At 71.8% G+C, this 20,177-nt stretch carries 16 protein-coding genes; 9 read left to right on the forward strand and 7 right to left on the reverse strand.

All coding sequences use genetic code 11. The annotated features are described in order from the left end of the window. The first annotated feature begins 59 nt into the window (after positions 1-59). The 4 genes from glpK to AQI70_RS27350 all read left to right on the forward strand — a co-directional run bounded on the left by glpK (position 60) and on the right by AQI70_RS27350 (position 5,697). The gene (gene glpK, locus AQI70_RS27335; protein WP_062154628.1) at positions 60-1,601 is read left to right on the forward strand and encodes a glycerol kinase GlpK; all 1,542 of its coding nucleotides are present in this window, start codon (positions 60-62) and stop codon (positions 1,599-1,601) included. Between the two features lie 55 nt (positions 1,602-1,656). Beyond that, complete coding sequence (locus AQI70_RS27340) at positions 1,657-3,273, forward strand: glycerol-3-phosphate dehydrogenase/oxidase (RefSeq protein WP_062154629.1); 1,617 nt, start codon at positions 1,657-1,659, stop codon at positions 3,271-3,273. A gap of 406 nt (positions 3,274-3,679) precedes the next feature. Next, a complete protein-coding gene (locus AQI70_RS27345; protein ID WP_062154630.1) occupies positions 3,680-4,351 on the forward strand; it encodes a FadR/GntR family transcriptional regulator in 672 nt (223 codons plus the stop codon). A 359-nt stretch (positions 4,352-4,710) separates the two neighbouring features. Further along, positions 4,711-5,697: a PAC2 family protein gene (locus tag AQI70_RS27350; RefSeq protein ID WP_062154632.1), complete on the forward strand. Its 987-nt coding sequence runs from the start codon at positions 4,711-4,713 to the stop codon at positions 5,695-5,697. 110 nt (positions 5,698-5,807) lie between these two features. Here the strand turns inward: AQI70_RS27350 and AQI70_RS27355 are convergent, their stop codons facing one another. After that, positions 5,808-6,791 carry an SMP-30/gluconolactonase/LRE family protein gene (locus AQI70_RS27355; RefSeq protein WP_062154634.1) on the reverse strand — a complete coding sequence of 328 codons (984 nt, stop codon included), beginning with the start codon at positions 6,789-6,791 and terminating at the stop codon, positions 5,808-5,810. 335 nt (positions 6,792-7,126) lie between these two features. Here AQI70_RS27355 and AQI70_RS27360 point away from each other — a divergent pair, with 335 nt between their 5' ends. Together AQI70_RS27360 and AQI70_RS27365 are read left to right on the forward strand one after the other, a co-directional pair. Continuing rightward, on the forward strand, positions 7,127-8,848 hold the full coding sequence (locus tag AQI70_RS27360) for a S8 family peptidase (protein ID WP_062154636.1): 1,722 nt from the start codon (positions 7,127-7,129) through the stop codon (positions 8,846-8,848). A 35-nt stretch (positions 8,849-8,883) separates the two neighbouring features. Next, positions 8,884-9,513, forward strand: a complete 630-nt coding sequence (locus tag AQI70_RS27365) for a hypothetical protein (protein WP_062154638.1) — start codon at positions 8,884-8,886, stop codon at positions 9,511-9,513. 74 nt (positions 9,514-9,587) lie between these two features. Here AQI70_RS27365 and mshC read toward each other — a convergent pair whose 3' ends face one another. The 4 genes from mshC to AQI70_RS27385 all read right to left on the reverse strand — a co-directional run bounded on the left by mshC (position 9,588) and on the right by AQI70_RS27385 (position 13,125). Then, the gene (mshC, locus tag AQI70_RS27370; RefSeq protein ID WP_062154640.1) at positions 9,588-10,817 is read right to left on the reverse strand and encodes a cysteine--1-D-myo-inosityl 2-amino-2-deoxy-alpha-D-glucopyranoside ligase; all 1,230 of its coding nucleotides are present in this window, start codon (positions 10,815-10,817) and stop codon (positions 9,588-9,590) included. A 132-nt stretch (positions 10,818-10,949) separates the two neighbouring features. Further along, on the reverse strand, positions 10,950-11,768 hold the full coding sequence (locus tag AQI70_RS27375) for an SCO1664 family protein (protein ID WP_107117091.1): 819 nt from the start codon (positions 11,766-11,768) through the stop codon (positions 10,950-10,952). Further along, complete coding sequence (locus tag AQI70_RS27380) at positions 11,732-12,322, reverse strand: DUF3090 domain-containing protein (protein ID WP_004002500.1); 591 nt, start codon at positions 12,320-12,322, stop codon at positions 11,732-11,734. The genes AQI70_RS27375 and AQI70_RS27380 overlap by 37 nt, the downstream gene beginning before the upstream one ends. 116 nt (positions 12,323-12,438) lie before the next feature. Next, a complete protein-coding gene (locus AQI70_RS27385; RefSeq protein WP_062154644.1) occupies positions 12,439-13,125 on the reverse strand; it encodes a histidine phosphatase family protein in 687 nt (228 codons plus the stop codon). A 62-nt stretch (positions 13,126-13,187) separates the two neighbouring features. Between AQI70_RS27385 and corA the strand changes: the two genes are divergently transcribed. After that, positions 13,188-14,186 carry a magnesium/cobalt transporter CorA gene (gene corA / locus AQI70_RS27390; protein ID WP_062154646.1) on the forward strand — a complete coding sequence of 333 codons (999 nt, stop codon included), beginning with the start codon at positions 13,188-13,190 and terminating at the stop codon, positions 14,184-14,186. Positions 14,187-14,196: 10 nt separating this feature from the next. On the opposite strand, the gene AQI70_RS27395 is transcribed toward corA, so the two are convergent. Both AQI70_RS27395 and AQI70_RS27400 read right to left on the reverse strand, forming a co-directional pair. Beyond that, on the reverse strand, positions 14,197-14,985 hold the full coding sequence (locus AQI70_RS27395) for a hypothetical protein (protein ID WP_062154648.1): 789 nt from the start codon (positions 14,983-14,985) through the stop codon (positions 14,197-14,199). Positions 14,986-15,224: 239 nt separating this feature from the next. Continuing rightward, positions 15,225-16,280, reverse strand: coding sequence for an LLM class F420-dependent oxidoreductase (locus AQI70_RS27400; RefSeq protein ID WP_004002496.1), 1,056 nt, complete (start codon positions 16,278-16,280; stop codon positions 15,225-15,227). Between the two features lie 186 nt (positions 16,281-16,466). On the opposite strand from AQI70_RS27400, the gene AQI70_RS27405 reads away from it, so the two are divergent. Both AQI70_RS27405 and AQI70_RS27410 read left to right on the forward strand, forming a co-directional pair. Then, positions 16,467-17,450, forward strand: coding sequence for an aldo/keto reductase (locus AQI70_RS27405; protein ID WP_062154650.1), 984 nt, complete (start codon positions 16,467-16,469; stop codon positions 17,448-17,450). Next, positions 17,447-20,062: a helix-hairpin-helix domain-containing protein gene (locus tag AQI70_RS27410; protein ID WP_062154652.1), complete on the forward strand. Its 2,616-nt coding sequence runs from the start codon at positions 17,447-17,449 to the stop codon at positions 20,060-20,062. The genes AQI70_RS27405 and AQI70_RS27410 overlap by 4 nt, the downstream gene beginning before the upstream one ends. Positions 20,063-20,177 lie beyond the last annotated feature (115 nt).

Genomic DNA, 20,177 nt, shown 5'->3' on the forward strand with positions numbered 1-20,177 from the left:
AACTCTCAGCACGCGCCGTACGTAAAGCCCCATAACCACGGAACTTCCAGGAGCACACAGTGACCGACGCCCACACCGCCGGCCCCTTCATCGCCGCCATCGACCAGGGCACCACCTCGTCCCGCTGCATCGTCTTCGACCGCGACGGCCGTATCGTCTCCGTCGACCAGAAGGAGCACGAGCAGATCTTCCCGAAGCCGGGCTGGGTCGAGCACAACGCCACCGAGATCTGGACCAACGTCCAGGAGGTCGTCGCCGGAGCCATCGAGAAGGCCGGCATCACCCGCGACGACATCAAGGCCATCGGCATCACCAACCAGCGCGAGACCACCGTGCTGTGGGACAGGAACACCGGTGAGCCCGTCCACAACGCCATCGTCTGGCAGGACACCCGCACCGACGCGCTCTGCCGGGAGCTGGGGCGCAATGTCGGCCAGGACCGCTTCCGCCGCGAGACCGGCCTTCCCCTCGCCTCCTACTTCGCCGGTCCCAAGGCCCGCTGGCTGCTGGACAACGTCGAGGGTCTCAAGGAGCGCGCCGAGGCCGGCGACATCCTCTTCGGCACCATGGACACCTGGGTCATCTGGAACCTGACCGGCGGTGTCGACGGCGGCAAGCACGTCACGGACGTCACCAACGCCTCCCGCACCATGCTGATGAACCTCCACACCACGGAGTGGGACGAGAAGATCTGCGAGTCCATCGGCGTGCCGATGCAGATCCTCCCCGAGATCCGCTCCTCCGCCGAGGTCTACGGCGAGATCACCGGCGGCAAGCTGGGCGACCTGCTCGGCGGCATCCCGGTCGCCTCCGCGCTGGGTGACCAGCAGGCGGCCCTGTTCGGCCAGACCTGCTTCGCCGAGGGCGAGACCAAGTCGACGTACGGCACCGGCACCTTCATGGTGATGAACACCGGCGACAAGATCATCAACTCCTACGCCGGTCTGCTGACCACCGTCGGCTACAAGATCGGCGAGCAGGACACGGTCTACGCCCTGGAGGGCTCGATCGCCGTCACCGGCTCGCTGGTGCAGTGGATGCGCGACCAGATGGGCCTCATCTCCACCGCCGCCGAGATCGAGACGCTGGCGCTCTCGGTCGAGGACAACGGCGGCGCCTACTTCGTGCCGGCCTTCTCCGGCCTGTTCGCCCCGCACTGGCGCTCCGACGCCCGCGGTGTGATCGCCGGCCTGACCCGGTACGTCACCAAGGCGCACCTCGCGCGTGCCGTCCTGGAGGCCACCGCCTGGCAGACGCGGGAGATCGCCGACGCCATGGTCAAGGACTCCGGCGTCGAGCTGGTGACCCTCAAGGTCGACGGTGGCATGACCGCCAACAATCTGCTGATGCAGACGCTCTCGGATGTCCTGGACGCCCCAGTGGTGCGCCCGATGGTCGCCGAGACCACCTGCCTCGGCGCCGCCTACGCCGCCGGTCTCGCCGTCGGCTTCTGGAACAGCACCGACGACCTGCGTGCCAACTGGCGCCGGGCCGCCGAGTGGACCCCCCGCATGGACGCGGAGACCCGCGACCGTGAGTACAAGAACTGGCTCAAGGCCGTCGACCGGACCATGGGCTGGCTCGAGGATGACGAGAGCTGACGAGAGCCGACCGAAGCTCTCCGACGCGAGCTCTGATGAGGAGTAAGAACCCGACATGACCAGTCAGTCCACCCTGCAGTCCGTGCCTGCCCTCGGCACCCGCCCGGCCTCCGGCTCCAACCCGAGCCGCGCCGAGACCCGGGAGCAGCTCGCCAAGGCGTCGTACGACCTCCTCGTGATCGGCGGCGGCATCCTGGGCATCTCCACCGCCTGGCACGCCGCGCAGTCCGGCCTCAGGGTGGCTCTGGTCGACGCCGGCGACTTCGCCGGCGCCACCTCCTCCGCCTCCTCCAAGCTGCTCCACGGCGGTCTGCGCTATCTGCAGACCGGCGCGGTGAAGCTGGTGGCGGAGAACCACTTCGAGCGCCGTGCGGTCTCCCGCCAGGTGGCCCCCCACCTGGCGAACCCGCTCACGTTCTACCTCCCCGTGTACAAGGGCGGGCCGCACGGCGCCGCGAAGCTCGGGGCGGGCGTCTTCGCCTACTCCGCGCTCTCCGCGTTCGGTGACGGCGTCGGCCACCTCCTGTCCCCCGCCAAGGCGGCGCAGGACGTGCCCGAGCTGCGCACCGAGAACCTCAAGGCCGTGGCCGTGTACGGCGACGACCAGATGAACGACGCGCGCATGGCGCTGATGACGGTCCGCGCGGCCGTCGAGGCGGGCGCGGTCGTGCTCAACCACGCCGAGGTCACCGGCCTGCGCTTCACCAAGGGCCGGGTGACGGGCGCGGACCTGAAGGACCGCCTGTCCGGTGACGAGTTCGGCGTCAGCGCCCGCCTCGTGCTGAACGCGACGGGCCCGTGGGTCGACCACCTGCGCAAGATGGAGGACCCCGATGCGGCGCCGTCGATCCGTCTGTCGAAGGGCGCGCATCTGGTCCTGAAGCGGACCTCGCCGTGGAAGGCGGCGCTGGCTACGCCGATCGACAAGTACCGCATCACCTTCGCCCTGCCCTGGGAGGACATGCTCCTGCTGGGCACCACGGACGAGGAGTTCGAGGGCGACCCGGCGGACGTCTCGGTCAACGACAAGGACATAGCCCAGATCCTGGACGAGGCCGCGTTCTCCATCCGGGACCAGCAGCTCGACCGGGACCTCATCACGTACGCCTTCGCGGGTCTGCGGGTGCTGCCGGGCGGCCCCGGTGACACCGCGAAGGCCAAGCGCGAGACGGTCGTGACCGAGGGCAAGGGCGGCATGCTGTCCGTGGCGGGCGGCAAGTGGACCACCTTCCGGCACATCGGCCGCACCATCATGAAGAAGCTGGAGTCCCTGCCGGGCGCCCCGCTGGGCGACGACTTCGAGCCGATCGCCTCGCTGCCGAAGAAGCTGCCGCTGCCGGGCATCGCCAACCCGCGCGCGGTCGCCCACCGCCTGCTGACCGACCGCCCGGCGCCGGGCCCGCGCATGGCGGCGGACACGGCGAAGCACCTGGCGACCCACTACGGCTCCCTGGCCTTCGACATCGCCCGTATCGCCAACGAGAACCCGGAGCTGGGCGAGCGCGTCCACCCGGACGCCCCGGAGATCTGGGCGCAGGTCGTCTACGCCCGGGACAACGAGTGGGCCGAGACGCCGGACGACGTGCTGCGCCGTCGTACGACGCTGACGATCCGGGGTCTGGCCACGGACGACGTCCGGGCGAAGGTCCAGGACCTGCTCGACAAGAAGTGACCTCGCACGGCGCCGAGGGAGGATTTCGCCGGATGAGCCTCCCCCGGTGCCAGGTCCGGCCACTCCCCTGACCAGGCCGGACCGCACGAGGGCGGCCCCTTCCGCACCGGGGCCGGCCACTACCGGAAGGGGCGGCTCCGCGCCGATTGGAGCCGCCCCTTTCGCGTGCCCTCGTTGCCGGTGCCGGGTGATGTCCATGGCCGCATGAACAACGATCACGCGAGCCCCGGTGAAGTCGAGGCGCTGCGACAGGCCTTCGGCGTCGGCGTCCGCCAACTCCCCTCGCGCCGCACGATCAGCTCCCGTCCCGACTGACGCAGCCCTGACGGGATGTACAGGCCCCATAATGTGGGCCTGAGACATCGGATGTCTCGCGCGACATCCTGAAACGACAGGGAGGGCGGCCATGGCAGTCACCGACGAGGCGATCGAGAAGATCAAGGGCATGATCGTCTCCGGCGCGCTGCGGCCCGGCGACCGGCTCCCCAGGGAGAGCGAGCTCGCCGCCGAGCTCGGGCTGTCCCGCAACTCGCTGCGGGAGGCCGTGCGTGCCCTGTCGCTGATCCGGATCCTGGACGTACGGCAGGGCGACGGCACGTACGTGACGAGCCTCGACCCGCAGCTGTTGCTGGAGGCGCTGAGCTTCGTCGTCGACTTCCACCGCGACGACACCGTGCTGGAGTTCCTCGCCGTACGCCGCATCCTGGAGCCCGCCGCCACGGCGATGGCCGCGTCGCGGATCAGCGAGCAGCAACTGGACGCGCTGGCCAAGCAGTTGGACAAGCTCGGCACCGATCCGTCGGTGGAGGAGCTCGTCGCCTGCGACCTGGAGTTCCACCGGGGCATCGTGCAGAGCTCGGGGAACTCGGTGCTGTGCTCGCTGCTCGACGGGCTGTCGGGGCCGACGACGCGGGCGCGGATCTGGCGCGGGCTGACGCAGGAGGACGCGGTGAGCCGCACCCTGCACGAGCACCGGGCGATCCTCGCGGCACTGCGGGACCGGGACGCGGAGGCGGCGCGGTCGTGGGCGACGGTGCACATCGCGAGTGTGGAGCAGTGGCTCAGGTCCAGCCTGTGAAGGCGGAGGCCGGCGTTGCTCCTGGACGGCAACGCCTCGGCGATCCGGTGGCACGCCATGCGCCCACGGTGGCCGGGAGTTGGCCGAAGCCGTCCAGCGACGGCAGCACCAGCCGCCGGTCCCGGCGGCTTTCCGACGGCGTTCCGGCGGCCTTCCGGCGGCCTTCCGGCGCGGGTGATACGCCCGTCCTGCCCCGCTGCTGGGCATTCGTCGGACATCGGATCTCTGGGGTGGGTGTTCCGGGGTGGCGAACGGGGCAGTGATCCGTTCACTCCCCCGTGCAAGGGGGCTGCGGGCGCCCCCGCCGCACGCCGTAAGGTTGGTTCGTCAAGCGAGGGCACGTCGGAAGGAGGCACTGGGTGATCGAGCTCGAGGGGGTTCCCGAGCTGATCGACCCGGTCATGGTGGCCGCGTTCGAGGGCTGGAACGATGCCGGCGACGCCGCCTCCACCGCGGTCGCGCATCTGGACAGGGAGTGGAAGGGCGAGGTGTTCGCGGCGCTGGACGCCGAGGACTACTACGACTTCCAGGTGAACCGCCCCACGGTGTGGATGGACGCGGGAGTAAGGAAGATCACTTGGCCGACGACAAGGTTGTCCGTCGTCCGCGTCGGCGGCGACAAGCCGCGTGATCTCGTCCTCGTCCGAGGTATCGAGCCGTCCATGCGGTGGCGCTCGTTCTGCAACGAGCTCCTCGGCTTCGCACACGAGCTGGGCGTGGAGCTGGTGGTCATCCTGGGCGCCCTGCTCGGCGACACCCCGCACACGCGTCCGGTCCCGATCAGCGGGACCACGTCCGACCCGGACCTGGCCCGCCGGATGGATCTGGAGGAGACCAAGTACGAGGGCCCGACGGGCATCGTCGGCGTTCTCCAGGAGGCCTGCACGCACGCCGGCGTACCGGCGGTGTCGCTGTGGGCGGCCGTACCGCACTACGTCTCGCAGCCGCCCAACCCGAAGGCGACGCTGGCCCTCCTCAACCGCCTTGAGGACCTGATCGACGTGCGCATCCCGCTGGGCGAGCTGCCCGAGGACGCGCGTGCCTGGCAGGTGGGCGTGGACCAGCTGGCCGCCGAGGACAGCGAGGTCGCGGAGTATGTGCAGACGCTGGAGGAGGCCCGGGACACCGCGGAGCTGCCGGAGGCGTCGGGCGAGGCGATCGCCCGCGAGTTCGAGCGGTATCTGCGCAGACGGGACGGCTCCGGCCCGTCGGCCGGCGGGCACGCCACGGCGGACGGCGGGGAGGCCGGGCCCTTCCTGCGGGACAACCCGAGCGGCGGCCGTACGAAGCCGCCCAAGCCCCCGAAGCCGGGCAGTACGGACGACGACGAGTCGTCGGAGGACTGAGCAGAGACTGAGCGGAGGGCGGTGCGCGAGCTGCGCACCGCCCTCCGTCGTCCCACGTCCGTCGTCCCACGTCCGTCGCCCCGCCTCCGTCGTCCCGCGCGCAGGGGTGGTCAGGCCGGCACGGAGATCACGTCGTACGTCGTCTGAGGCGTCGGTGTCGTGGTGAAGCGCGCGTTGGGCAGGTAGAGCCGGCCCCGGTACGCGGCCACCGTGGTCGGCACGTCGAACCGCGGGTCGGTGACACGGCGCCGGAAGACGCCGCTGCGGCCGTCGGCGGCCAGCTCGAACACGTCGATCGCGTTCTGTCGGTTCTGGACGACGTACAGGGTCCGCCCGAGCAGCAGCAAGCCGTCGCCGTTGGTGAGCGGGGCCGCGTCGCCGAGGTCGACGAGCCGGGTGACGCCGGTGCGCGGGTTCACCCGGTGCAGGCCACCGACCCCGGACTGTACGACGAGAAGGGCCGAGCCGTCGGGGGTGCGGGTGATGCCGTTGGCGTTCACGACCTCGCCGCTGACCTGGCTCCAGTCGCCGCTCAGGGTGATCTTCACGACCTCGTCCGCGTCCGGCAGCTCGCCGTTCCGGCCGAGGGGCAGGGCGTACAGCACGGGCTGGAAGGAGTCGGTGAACCAGGCCGTGCGCGGCGTCAGGAACACGTCGTTGGCGAAGGTCGGGGTCGCCGTGGTGAGGACGTAGGAGGCGAGGATCCTGCCGGTGCGGGCGTCCACGACACGGGCGCCCTGGCCGCGTCCGGCGACGAACAGGCGCCCCCGGTGGTCGAGTTTGAGGCCGACCGAGGGCGTGCCGGGCCCGGGCGAGAGGATGCCGCCCTCGCCGGTGCGCAGGTCGGCGCGGTAGATCGAGCCGTCGCCGAGCGAGCCGAGGTAGGCGTACGGTCCGCCGCCGATGGTGATGCCCTCCGGGCGGAAGCCGTCCGGGAGGTGGATCACGGTGGGCGGCGTCTTCGCGGTCCTTTCGGCCGCCGCGGCGGAGGTGCCGGCGGACCCGGCGAGTACGGCTCCGGCGGTGGCGGCGCCGGCCGCGAGGAATCTCCGGCGGTTGAGGTGAGGTGCGAAGGAGCGGTGTTCGGGGGCCACGGTGCGTCCTTCCGCGGACAGGACCAGGCCGGCAGATCCGGCCGACGGCTGGTCCAACGGTCAACTGACTCTTCCACCCCACCACACACCGACCACCTCCGCAGCAGGAGGCAGCCCCTCGACAGCGCCTGGACAGCATCTGGCCCGATTGTGGCGTGACAGCTGTTTCAGGCCGGATTGCACATGGTTGTACACGTTGCCCAATTCAACTTGTTCCAAACCGACTTGGCGAAATAAGTCTGGACGGACCGGGCCTGGCGTGCTTGGTTGTTCCCCCGAAGGCGCGCCGCACCACCCGCACTTGGTACCCGCAGGACCGAAGGGAGCGGCAGACGATGACCGAGCAGGCACAGCCGGCTCAGGGTCCGGGAGCGTCCGGGCCGGGGCCCGACGGAGCGGGATTCACCTATCGAGGAGCCGAGCAGGAACTGATCGTCGTCGCCCGTCCCGAGGCCCGGCTGCGCGCCAGGGCCGAGGGTGTCCGGTCGGCGGCGGGCGCCGACGTGTCGGCCCTGAACATGTTCCTCAGTGACGAACAACTCACGCTGGAGCCGCTGTTCGGCAGCGAGGAGCGCCTCCAGCAGGCCACCGGCGCCCAGGACGTGCCCGACCTCGCGCTGTTCTACCGGGTACGCGGCGGGGAGAGCCGTGCCGAGGAGCTGCGTGCGCGCATCGCCGCGTTGCCGGGGGTCGACACGGCGTATGTGAAGCCGGGCGCGGTGCCGGCCTCGTTCGGGCGGGTCGGGGAGGGCGGACGGCTGAAGGAGGGCGCCCCGGTCACCCCCGACTACAGCGGCCGGCAGGGCTATCTGCGCCCGGCGCCCGAGGGCGTGGACGCGCACTGGGCCTGGCAGCGGCCCGGCGGCACCGGTCAGGGCGTGACCGTGATCGACGTGGAGGGCTCCTGGCAGCTGGGCCATGAGGCCCTGGCCGCCAAGCTGGCCGGCGTCGTCGTCGGCACCCCGCTGACCGACCTCGCCTGGCGCAACCACGGCACCGCCGTGATCGGTGTGCTCGGTGGCGACCGGGGCGAGTACGGCGTCACCGGCATCGTCCCGGACACGGTGACCGCGGCCGCGTCCTTCCAGGGTGTCGGCACGGCGGCCGCGATCCACGCGGCGGCGGACCGGCTGGGCCCCGGCGACATCGTGCTGATCGAACTCCACCGCCCGGGGCCCCGGTTCGAGTACGCCGAGCGCGACGACCAGCGCGGCTGCATCCCGCTCGAATGGTGGCCGGACGACTTCGCCGCCGTCCGCCACGCCACCGCCAAGGGCGTCCTCGTGGTGGCCGCGGCGGGCAACGGCGCCGAGTCGCTCGACGACGCGGTCTACGAGCGCCGCCCGGACGGGTTCCCCGAGTGGTGGCGCAACCCGTTCAACCCGTCCAACCAGTCCTCCGGTGCCGTACTGGTCGGCGCGGGCGCCCCGCCGCCCGGCACGCACGGCCGCGACCATGGCCCGGACCGCTCACGCCTCGCGTTCTCCAACTACGGCGCCCGCGTGGACGCACAGGGCTGGGGGCGCGAGGTGACGACCACCGGCGGCTTCTGGGACCGGCCCGGCGATCTGCAGGGCGGGCCCGAGGAGATCGCCTGGTACACCGACACGTTCTCGGGGACGTCGTCCGCCGCCCCGATGGTGGTCGGCGCGCTGGCCGCGCTGCAGGGCATGCTCAAGGCGGCCGGCCAGCAGCCGATGTCCCCGGACCGGGCCCGCGCGGTGCTGCGCGCGACGGGTTCCCCGCAGCAGGACGCGCCGGGCCGGCCCGCCTCCCAGCGGATCGGCAACCGGCCCGACATCAAGGCGGCGGTCACCTCTTTGGTGCCGCAGGCGGTCGGCTCCGGCCGGGCCGAGCGGTACTGGGACGAGCTGCTGCCGTATCCACGCGAACTTCCGCCCAGGCTCCGGCTGTTCGTGGCCGGCGAGTGGCGCAACCTCGATCACCCGTCCCCGGAGATCCGCCAGGCGGTCCACGCCGCCTTCGCGGCGGGGCGGCCCGATGTCCGAGTGTGGTTCTCGGACGACGAGATCGTCGGCCTGGTGATCACCGGCTGACGCAGCCCATCACATCAAGGGAAGGTGACACCCGTATGAGCACCACCCCGCAGATGAGTCACATGGGACAACAACAGGGCCAGCAGTACCCCAGCACATCGCCCTACCAGCAGCAGCCGCACGGTCAGCAGTCGTTCGGACAGGAGCCGTTCGGGCAACAGCCGTTCGGGCAGGAGTCGTTCGGGCAGCAGCAGGGCTACGCCCAACAGGGCCTCGGCCAGCAGCAGCCGTACGGTATGAGCGGCTCGCTGGAGCAGCTCCAGCAGCTCGGCCGGCAGCAGCCGTTCCAGCAGCTGCTACAGCAGCTGGGCCAGCCTTTCGGCGGGCAGCGGCAGGACCCGCAGGCGCAGCAGGCCGAGCAGCAGATGCAGCAGCAGTTGCAGCAGGTCGCGCTGGCGGCGGTTCAGCAGGCCGTCCAGCACGTGCAGGCCCAGGCCCTCGCCTCCGGTGTGGCGAACGGCTTCGTCGACATCGTCCACCCGCTCCAGGGCCAGCCGCACCAGATCTTCCTGCGCATCAACAACCAGTTCCGGGTCCTCAACAACCCGAACCCACAGGTCCACCAGCAGATCCAGCAGGCCTTCGCGTTCGGCCACCAGGTGATCGGCGTCTGGGACACGCAGTCGCCCAGCGTGCTGCGCAGCGTACGGATCCAGCGGATCTGACCGGCATCTGAACCAAAGGGGCGCTTCCCACCGCGGGGAGGAAGCGCCCCTCTCTCATGTTCAGGTCGCGGTCGCTAGAGGGCGACACCCAGCAGGGCGTCCACGGCCCGCGACACGACACCGGGGGCGCCCGTGTCCGTACCGCCCGTCTGCTCCTGCGATGCGACCCAGCGGTCGACCGCGGCGAGCGCGGCCGGGGCGTCCAGGTCGTTAGCGAGGGCGTCGCGGATCTCCTCGACGAGCGTCTCGGCGGGCGGCCCGTCAGGCCGGGACACGGCGGCGCGCCAGCGGCCGAGGCGGGCGACGGCGTCCTGGAGCACCTGGTCGGTCCACTCCCAGTCGGCCCGGTAGTGGTGGGAGAGGAGGGCGAGCCGGATGGCGGCGGGGTCGACGCCCTCGCGCCGCAGCTGCGACACGAAGACCAGATTGCCCTTGGACTTGGACATCTTCTCGCCGTGCAGGGCGACCATGCCGGCGTGGACGTATGCCTTGGCCATGGGGAACTCGCCGGTCAGCACCTGGGCGTGCGAGGCGCCCATCTCGTGGTGCGGGAAGGCGAGGTCGGAGCCGCCGCCCTGGACGTCGAAGCCCATGCCGAGGTGGTCGAGGGCGATGGCGACGCACTCGATGTGCCAGCCGGGCCGGCCGCGCCCGAGCGAACCGCCGTCCCAGCTGGGTTCCCCGGGACGCGCGGCCATCCAGAGCATCGGGTCGAGAGGGTTCTTCTTGCCGGGCCGGTCGGGGTCGCCGCCGCGCTCCGCGGACAGCAGCCGCATGGCGGCGGCGTCGAGGTTGGAGACCTTGCCGAAGTTCGGGTCGGACTCGACGGAGAAGTAGATGTCCCCGTCGAGTTCGTACGCCGCGCCGGCGTCCCGCAGCCGCTCGACGAGCGGCACGATCCCGGGTATCGCCTCCACCGCGCCGATGTAGTGCTGCGGGGGCAGCATGCGCAGGGCGGTCATGTCCTCGCGGAAGAGGGCGGTCTCCTTCTCGGCGAGGGCGACCCAGTCGATGTCGTCCCGCGCCGCCCGCTCCAGCAGCGGATCGTCGACGTCGGTGACGTTCTGGACGTAGTGAACCTGCCGCTTGGTGTCGAGCCACACGCGCTGCACGAGGTCGAACGCGTTGTAGGTCGCCGCGTGCCCCAGGTGGGTGGCGTCGTACGGGGTGATGCCGCAGACGTAGATACGGGCGACGGGACCGGGGTCCAGGGTGACCAGACCCCCGGTCGCGGTGTCGTGGATCCTCAGGTCGCGGCCCTGACCGGGCAGGGCGGGGACCTCAGAAGCGGGCCAGGCATACATGTCATGAGCCTAACCGGACGGATGTTCCGGATACGAACCGGAGCGGGGTGGATGGCTGGGAAGGCGGTCTTGCGCAGCACCTGCCTTTGTGCCCGGCACCCCGCCGGCGCCGGCCCCCACGCGCCGGCACTCTCACACGGGCGGCCACGGAATCGCCGGCCACTCCCCGCTCGGTTCCGGATGCTTCCCGGACGCCAGTAGCGCCTCGACACGCGCGCGTGTGGCCTCCACCTCCGCTGCGGTGATCAGCCCGGCCAGCCGTACGGCCAGCGCACCGCCCTCCTTCAGCCCTTCCTTCAGGGTGCCGAGCACCTCGACGGCTTCCGTGGTGAGGGGCTCCCCCGCCCAGCCCCACAGCAGCGTCCGCAGCTTGTTCTCGACGTTGAAGGTGACCCCGTGGTCGATGCCGTACAGCCGGCCGCCCTCGGTGGGCAGCAGGTGCCCGCCCTTGCGGTCGGCGTTGTTGATCACGGCGTCCAGGACGGCGAGCCGCCGCAGCCGCTCGTCGTCGGCGTGCACCAGCAGCGCGGTGCGGCCCTCGCCGACCTCGGCGAAGCCGATGGCCTTCCAGCCGGGCTCGGGCTCCTCACCGTCGACCAGGGCGAGCAGCTCGGCCTCCGGTGCCACGTCGATCCACAGCTGGACCATGCCCTCGCCGTACGGCCCGTCCCGCAGCACGGTCGGCGGCACGAGCCCCCAGCCGGTCGCCTCGGAGACCTCGTAGGCGGCGACCTCGCGCTGGGCGAGCGTCCCGTCCGGGAAGTCCCACAGGGGCCGCTCACCGGCGACCGGTTTGTAGACGCAGGACGCCTCCTGCCCCTCGTACGCGACCGTGCAGAACAGCGCCGCGTTGGACGCCTCGCGGATGCGCCCGCGCACGGTCAGCTCGCCCTCGGTGAGCAGCTCCACCGAGGTCACGCTCCGCGGCGATATCCGTTCTGGCGCGGACATACATGTCCTTCCGGGTCGAGCGGGAGGCTGCACAGCGGGCACGGCGGCCGTCCGGCGTTGACGACGTCCAGGGCGCGCTTGGCGAAGGCTCTCGCCTGCGCGCCGGTGAGCCGGACCCGCAGCATCGGGGGTCCGTTCTCCTCGTCCTGGAGCAACCGCTCCTCGGCCTCGGCGAGGTCCTCCTCGGAGTCGGCGTCGAGCTCCACGAGGGCCTGCGCCTCGACGATCATGCGCTGCTCCTCGCCGTCCCAGGCAAGGGCCATGGTGCCGACGCGGAACTCCTCCTCGACGGGGGTCTCCAGCGGGGCGGTGTCGGCGATCTCGGCGGGCGCCACGGCGGGGACGGCGGCGCTGCCGCCACTACGCCGTACGACCTCGTCGAGCAGTTCGTCCATGCGCTCGGCGAGGGCGGCGACCTGGGTCTTCTCCAGGGCCACGCTGGTCACCCGGGAGCCGGCGGAGGCCTGGAGGAAGAACGTACGGCGTCCGGGCAGTCCGACCGTACCGGCCACGAAACGGTCCGGGGGGTCGTAGAGGAACACCTGACGGGACACGTCCTGTCTCCATTGGAATCGTGAGTGAGGCGAATCGTGAGTACGGCGAATGGTGACTACGGCGAAATCGTGAGTACGGCGCTACTTCGACCGCTTCACCCTACTGCGCCGGACGATCACGGTGCGCCCGCGCCGCCCCCGACCGTCGCGTCACCGGCCGGCGGTTCCTCGCGCGGGACGAGGGACGCGAAATCACCGGTGTCGCCGAGGCGTACGAGGAACGGCCTCAGACGGGTGTAACGGATCGCGGTGATGGAACACGGTTCGACGGAGATCCTCTGGAAGAGGTCGAGATGAAGACCGAGTGCGTCCGCTACAAGGGACTTGATGATGTCGCCGTGCGAGCACATCAGATACACGGCGTCGGCGCCGTGATCGCGCTCCACGCGCGCGTTCCACTCACGTACGGCCTCGGCGGCCCGGGTCTGCATGGCCCGCATCGACTCGCCGCCGGGGAACGCGGCCGCCGACGGATGGGCCTGCACCACCTCCATCAGCGGCTCGTCCTTGAGCTCGGCGAGCTTGCGGCCGGACCAGTCGCCGTAGTGGCACTCCCCGATCCGCTCGTCGGTGTGCGCGGTGAGTCCGGGCCGGGCGGCGAGCAGCGGCCGGACCGTCTCCTGACAGCGTTGCAGGGGGCTCGTGACGACCTCGGAGATCGGCAGCTCGGCGAGCCGCCCGGGCAGGGCGGCGGCCTGCTCGGCCCCGCGCTCGTCGAGTGCGACACCGGGCGTCCACCCGGCGAGCAGTCCCTCGGTGTTGGCGGTGGAACGTCCGTGCCGGACCAGGATCAGCGTGGGCATGCGGCCCAGCGTAGGCGTACGAAGGGGTGCGCCTGCGCGCGGACGGCGGGAGAATACGCTCCGTGATCGTCGACTGCGCCATATATCGCGACGGGCGCCGGACGGAAGGGCCGGCGGATCTCTCCGACGCCCTGGACCAGTGCCGCCTGCAGGACGACGCGTTCGTCTGGATCGGCCTGTACGAGCCCACGGAGAAGGAGTTCGACCAGGTCACGCAGGAGTTCGCGCTGCACCCGCTGGCCGTCGAGGACGCCCTGAAGGCACATCAGCGGCCCAAGCTCGAGGTGTACGACGACTCGCTGTTCATGGTGCTCAAGCCGGTCGGCTACGAGCCGAAGAGCGACATCGTCTCCTCCGGTGAGGTCATGGTCTTCATCGGCGACTCGTTCGTGGTGACCGTCCGGCACGGCGAGGAGGCGCCGCTGGGCATCGTCCGGCGCCGACTCGAACACGAGCCGGAGATGCTGCGGCACGGTCCCACGGCGGTGCTGTACACGATCGCCGACGCCGTGGTCGACCACTACGTGGACGTGGCGGGCGAGTTGGGCACGGATCTGGAGGAGCTGGAGACGGAGGTGTTCTCGCCGACCAGCGGGGGCTCACGGCACACGGCGTCCCGCATCTACGCCTTCAAGCGGCAGATCCTGGAGTTCCGCCGGGCCACCGGCCCGCTGGCCCAGCCCCTGGCCCGGCTCGCCGGCACGGGCATGATCGGCGCGCGCGTGCCCTTCGTGCACGACGAGGCGCAGCCCTTCTTCCGGGACGTGAGCGACCACCTCACGCGCGTGAACGAGTCCGTGGAGGGCCTGGACCGGCTGGTGTCCGACATCCTCTCGGCGCATCTGGCGCAGATGAGCGTCCGGCAGAACGACGACATGCGGAAGATCTCGGCGTGGGCGGCCATGGCCGCGGTCCCCACGATGATCGCGGGGATCTACGGCATGAACTTCGAGCACATGCCCGAGCTGCAGTGGGTCGGGTCGTATCCGGTGCTGATCGTGGTCATGGCCGCCCTGGAGGTGCTGCTGTACCGGCTGTTCAAGAGCCGGGGCTGGTTGTAGGGACCGTGCGTCAGGCGAACTCGGGGGCGGAGGCCGCCGGCCCGCCCAGCGCGTCGCGCCGCTCGGGCATCCGCAGGCTCACCATCCGCCGCCAGCCCGCGAGACGCTCCCAGGCGTACACGGCGTGGATGCCCGCGGCGAGCACGGCCGCCTTCGCCCTGGGCCAGCCGAGGACGCGCCCCATGTGGTCCATGACCGCGAGGCTGACGTCCCGGTAGATCCGGATCTCGGCGAGCGCGCACTCGCGCAGGGTCCGCTGGATGGCCCGGCCGTGTCCCTGGGCTGCGAAGCGCAGGAGTTCCTCGTGGCAGTAGGCGAGGTGGTTGTCCTCGTCGCCCGAGATCATCTTGACCGCGCGGCCGATGTCGGGGTGGTCGGCGAAGTGCCTGCGCAGCAGTTCCATCTGCTCGGAGGCCCGCTGTTCGGTGACCCGGCTGTGCGCGAGATACGTGACGATGTCCTGGACCGTCAGCGGTTCGTCGCTCTTGAGCTTCTCGTGGGCGAGGCCGATGCCGCGCTTCTCCAGCAGCATCGTGTAGTTGGTCTCGGGCGGGACGGGGAGGGGTTCGAGGCCGCGCTTCTTCAGCAGGGCGTTGAAGATCCGCCCGTGCTTGTCCTCGTCGGCCCCGTGCCGGGTGATCTTGGGTGCGAGAGCGCGCTCGCTCTCCGGGACGAGCGCGGCGATACGGGCGTTCTCCCAGCCTCCCTGGGACTCGCCGCCGGCCGCGATGGAGCAGAACAGGCGGAAGGACTCGTCGTTGTCGAGGATCTCCTGGAACAGACTCTTGGCCGAAAGCATCGTGGGCACCTCTCTGCCGGACGCAGGACTCCGCAGGATTCCGAAAAGAACGAGTCAAATGCGGCGCGAGGGGTGCTGCAACAGTTGTGTCGGACAACTCCGCCAAAAGGATGACCACCAGGTTCCGCCGAGGGCGTAACCGCCGGGGCACGCGCGCGTTGTTCTGCGTGACGGCCGTGGCGGGGAAGACCCCCGAGCCCCCACCACGGCCGCAGAAATTCCGCCCCCGCGCCGCCGTGTCACGCCAGTCCGGCGCGCTCCAGGGCCTCGGTGCCGGCGCGGAGCGAGGCGATCCGCTCGTCGAGCGTGAAGCCCGCGGGGGCGAGGCTGAGGGTGGTGACTCCGGCCGCAGCGTACTCCTTCATCCGGTCCGCGATGCGGTCCACCGAACCCAGCAGCGTCGTCTTGTCGATCAGCTCGTGCGGGATGGCGGCCGCGGCGCCCTGCTTGTCGCCGGACAGGTACTTCTCCTGCACCTCGGCGGCCGCGGCCTCGAACCCCATGCGCTGCGCGAGCTGGTTGTAGAAGTTCTGCTTGGCACTGCCCATGCCTCCGACGTACAGGGCGGTGTAGGGGCGGAAGGTGTCTGCGAGCGTGGTCACGTCCTTGTCCTCGCCGACGGCGAGGGGAAGGGTCGGGCAGACGTCGAACCCGTCCATGGTCTTGCCGGCCTTCTCACGGCCCGCGCGCAGGTGGCGGATCGTGGTGTCCTCCAGGTGCTCGGCGGAGGGGAAGATCACGAGGGCGCCGTCGGCGATCTCACCGGTCTGCTCCAGGTTCTTGGGGCCGATGGCGGCGATGTACAGCGGGATGTGCTCGCGCTGCGGGTGCACCGTCAGCTTGATGGGCTTGCCGGGGCCGCCGGGCAGGGGCAGCGTCCAGTGCTGTCCCTCGTACGTCAGCCGCTCGCGCGTCATGGCCTTGCGCACGATCTCGACGTACTCACGCGTGCGGGCCAGCGGCTTGTCGAACTTGACGCCGTACCAGCCCTCGGAGACCTGTGGACCGGAGACGCCGAGGCCGAGCCGGAAGCGCCCGCCGGAGAGCGAGTCCAGGGTCGCGGCCGTCATCGCGGTCATCGCCGGCTGGCGGGCCGGGATCTGGAAGATGGCGGAGCCGACGTCGATGCGCTCGGTCTGGGCGGCGACCCAGGAGAGCACGGTGGCCGCGTCCGAGCCGTACGCCTCGGCGGCCCAGCACACGGCGTATCCCAGCCGGTCGGCCTCCTGGGCGACGGCGAGATTGTCCGCGTCCATTCCGGCACCCCAGTAGCCGAGGTTGATCCCGAGCTGCATGGCGGATTCCCCTTACCGATCAGTAACGTCCCTTGTGGGCCCGACCATAGCGCGGGGGGCCTCCCGCCGGGAGGCCGGTGTGGCGGGCGTCGCCCGGGCGGCCCCCGGTATCCCCGGTGACCGTCCCGGAAACTGGTTATCCACAGGCCCCCACATGGCAGGTTCTGGCCAGTAATCTCGGCGTTCATGGAGCAGAGGCATCTCGGCCGCACCGGCCTGCGCGTGTCCCGCATCGGACTGGGCACCCTCACCTGGGGCAGGGACACCGACGAGCACGACGCCGCGGACCTCTTGAAGACCTTCTGGGAAGCGGGCGGCAGCCTCGTCGACACAGCGGACGTGTACGGCGACGGAGAGGCCGAGTACCTGCTCGGCCGGCTCATAGAAGGGCTGGTGCCGCGCCGCGACCTGGTCATCTCGACGAAGGCCGGCAGCGTCCCGGATCCCGACCGCCGCTTCGACGGCTCGCGCGGCCATCTGCTCTCCGCGCTGGACGCCTCGCTGGGCCGGCTCGGCACGGACTACGTCGACGTGTGGCACATCCACGCCTTCGACCCGTACACCCCGCTGGAGGAGACCCTCCAGGCCCTCGACCTCGCGGTCAGCAGTGGCCGGGCCCGCTATGCCGGCGTCTCCAACTTCTGCGGCTGGCAGCTCGCCAAGGCGGCGACCTGGCAGCTCGCGGCGCCCGGCACACGGACCCGGCTGGCGAGCACACAGCTGGAGTACTCACTGCTCCAGCGCGGCGTGGAACGCGAGGTGCTGCCGGCCGCGCTGGATCTGGGCGTCGGCCTGCTGCCGTCCTCGCCGCTGGGCCGTGGCGTGCTCACCGGCAAGTACCGCAACGCGACCCCGCCGGACTCCCGGGGCGCCTCCGAGCATCTGGCCCCCTTCGTCGCCCCGTACCTGGACGACACGGCGACCCGGATCGTGGACGCCGTGCAGACGGCGGCCGACGGGCTGGCCGTCACCCCGCTCCAGGTCGCCCTCGCCTGGGTCCGCGACCGGCCCGGCGTGACCGCGCCCGTCATCGGCCCGCGCAACGCACAGCAGCTCACGGCGGCGTTGTCAGTGGAGGCCCTTAGTCTTCCTGACGAGATCTGCCGGGCGCTCGACGACGTGTCGGCGCCTGTGCACCGCTATCCCGATCACGACTGGAGCACGCTGTGAGCACGGAGCCGCCCGAGACCACGGAGAACACCGAGCCGGGGACGCCGGGGGCCATGACGGAGGGCGGGGCGCCGACAGTCGGTACCAGGGGTGCCGGGGGTGCCGCGGGTGCCGGGAGTACCGGGGGTGCCGGGGTGGAGCCCACCGGGGGCGCGGGGGCCGACGGGGGCGATGCGGTGGCGCAGGGGGCCGACGCGGAGGGCGATGTGGTGGCGCAGGGGGCCGACGCGGAGGGCGATGTGGTGGCGCGGGCTGCCGGAGCCGGGGGCGGCGAAGGCCGGGAGGGCTCGGGCGTCGAGGTCGGTGGGGGCGAGAGCGCGGCTTCGGGAGCGGAGGGCGGCGTCGGGGACGGCGCGTCCCAGCCGTCCGAAGCCGGCGGCGGGGAAAGCGCGGCTCAGGACTCCCCGACCGATGACGACGACACCGCTTCCCAGCCGTCCCAAGCCGGCGGCGGCGAAAGCGCGGCTCAGGACTCCCCGACCGATGACGACGACACCGCGTCCCAGCCGTCCGAAGCCGGCGGCGGGCAAAGCGCGGCTCAGGACTCCGTGGCCGATGACAACGACACCGCGTCCCAGTTGTCCGAGGCCGAGGCGGAGCTTGTCGCTCAGCGGATCGAGCGGGAGCGGATCGCGCGGCGGAAGGCGGAGAAGAAGGCGCGCGTCGAGAGCGGGGCCAAGCTGAGCGGCAAGGCCGCGGATCTGCTCGCCGCCGTGCGGGCCGTGGAGAGCGGCGCCAAGCCCGCGGCCACCGTCTTCAGCGAGCCGGAGCCGCCACGCCGCCCCACCCCTGAGCCGGTACGCCGACCGCAGCCCGTGGCGGCCGAGGCACCCGTGGCCCCCGCGCCCGAGACCGTCGAGGCCGTGCGGCGGGTACTGACCGACGGCGGCGCCCCGGAGGCGCTCGCCCCGCAGGTCGCCGCGGCCCTCGGGGAGGGAGCGGGCGACCGGCTGCGGGCGGATCCCTGGCAGTTGCTGCGCGTCGGCGGCGTACGGCCGGAGCAGGCCGACGGGTTCGCGCGGGCGCTGCTCGGCGCGGAGTGCGGACCGGACGACGAGAGACGCGGCCGGGCGGTCACCGTCTGGCTGCTGGAGCAGGCGGCCCTGGCCGGGCACACGGCCCTGGAGATGCCGACGCTCACCGCCGCGCTGGCCCGGCGTGCTGTGCCGGACGCCGATACGGCCGTACAGAACGCCCTGGCCGAGGGCGATGCCCTGGCCTTCCAGGACGCTCTGGACGAGCCCGGCGCCCCGGCCCGGCGGGACGACGAGGCGGCGGAGGACGAGGAGCGGCCCGTGCGGGTCCTCGTCGGCCTGGAGCGGTACGCCCTCGCGGAGGAGAGCCTCGCCGACGGGCTGGCCCGTCTGATCAACTCCGTGCCCAAGCAGGACGGTTCGGCCGAGGACTGGGAGGGTGCCGCGGCCGGCGCGGGCTCCGCCGCCGAACTGATCCGCGCGGTCGCGAGCCACGGCCTGGTCCTCCACACGGGCGGGGAGGCGTCCCTGGCCGAGCCGGCGGCGCTGCTGCAGGCGGCGCGGACTCTCGGTCTGCGGGCCTGGGCCGCCACCCACAGTCCGCTCGGCCGTGGGCGCTTCTCGGCGCTGCTGGGCGGTTCCGGGGGACCGGGCAGCCCCACGCCGGGTGACTCGGGAGCCACTCCCGTCGTCACGCTGGCCGGTCTGATCTCCGGCGCCGAAGGGCCCGGGCGGGACACGGACGGGGCGCTCGACCTCGATCTGCTCGTGGTCCTCGACGCGCCGCAGCTGGACGTGGAGGCGGCGGCCCTGGTCACGGAGTCGCTGCCGGACGGGGCCCGGCTGGTGCTGGCCGGGGATCCGGCGGTGCTGTGGTCGGTGGGGCCCGGGCGGGTGTTCGCCGATCTGCTGGCGGCGCGGGTCTGCCCGCAGATCGCCTCGCGGCGCCCGGATCCCGGCCCGCTGGGCGAGTTGGTCTCCGGTGTCGGCGTCGGGGAGCTGAACCAGGTCGCGGCGCCCGGCAAGGAGGTCGTGATCGTGCCGGTGCGGGACGCGGGCGAGGCCGTGCACCGCACCGTGCAGCTGGTCGCGGACTCGGTGCCGCGGGCGATCGGCGTGCCGGCGGAGGAGACCCAGGTGATCACGACGGGCCACGGCGGGGCGGCCGGCACGCGCGCGCTCAACGCCGCGCTCAAGGAGCGGCTCAACCCCGGTCCCGGCCGCTTCGGCGGCTTCGACCCCGGTGACCGCATCGCCTACTCCCCCGCGCCGGGCCGTACGGTGCCGGGCCGGGTGGTGAAGGCCGACGCCGAGGGGCTGCATCTGTCCTGCGCGGGCGAGGCTGTCGTCGTACCGAAGGAACGGGTGGAGCAGTCCGTACGGCACGGCTGGGCCCTGACCGCACACCAGGCGGTGGGCGCCCGCTGGCCCGCGGTGGTCGTGGTGCTCCCCGGCGACGCGGCCAAGGCCCTGAGCCGCCCCTGGGTCTACACGGCCTTCAGCCGCGCCGACCGCCATCTCTCCGTGGTCCATGGCGCGGAACAGGCTCTCCCCCGCGCGGTCGCCGAAGTCCCGGCCAAGCCCCGGACGACCCGTCTGCCGGCGTTGCTGGCACCGCAGCTGACGACGACCGGCTGACCCCGGTCGGTCCAGAGGTGACCGCACCCGCAGTCGGGCCCGCACCCGCCGACGAACCGCAGGCCCCGTGAAGAACGGCGGCGGTCACGGAGGCATCTGCCCCCGTGACCGCCGC

Origin of the sequence: Streptomyces curacoi (assembly GCF_001513975.1) — a bacterium.
Taxonomy (GTDB): domain Bacteria; phylum Actinomycetota; class Actinomycetes; order Streptomycetales; family Streptomycetaceae; genus Streptomyces; species Streptomyces curacoi.

Coding starts and splice junctions, on each gene's coding strand:
- AQI70_RS27360 (WP_062154636.1), top strand. CDS start 7,127: ATGACCGAGCAGGCACAGCCGGCTCAGGGTCCGGGAGCGTCCGGGCCG.
- AQI70_RS27385 (WP_062154644.1), bottom strand. CDS start 13,125: ATGCCCACGCTGATCCTGGTCCGGCACGGACGTTCCACCGCCAACACC.
- AQI70_RS27340 (WP_062154629.1), top strand. CDS start 1,657: ATGACCAGTCAGTCCACCCTGCAGTCCGTGCCTGCCCTCGGCACCCGC.
- AQI70_RS27395 (WP_062154648.1), bottom strand. CDS start 14,985: ATGCTTTCGGCCAAGAGTCTGTTCCAGGAGATCCTCGACAACGACGAG.
- AQI70_RS27400 (WP_004002496.1), bottom strand. CDS start 16,280: ATGCAGCTCGGGATCAACCTCGGCTACTGGGGTGCCGGAATGGACGCG.
- AQI70_RS27405 (WP_062154650.1), top strand. CDS start 16,467: ATGGAGCAGAGGCATCTCGGCCGCACCGGCCTGCGCGTGTCCCGCATC.
- mshC (WP_062154640.1), bottom strand. CDS start 10,817: ATGTATGCCTGGCCCGCTTCTGAGGTCCCCGCCCTGCCCGGTCAGGGC.
- AQI70_RS27375 (WP_107117091.1), bottom strand. CDS start 11,768: ATGTCCGCGCCAGAACGGATATCGCCGCGGAGCGTGACCTCGGTGGAG.
- AQI70_RS27365 (WP_062154638.1), top strand. CDS start 8,884: ATGAGCACCACCCCGCAGATGAGTCACATGGGACAACAACAGGGCCAG.
- AQI70_RS27345 (WP_062154630.1), top strand. CDS start 3,680: ATGGCAGTCACCGACGAGGCGATCGAGAAGATCAAGGGCATGATCGTC.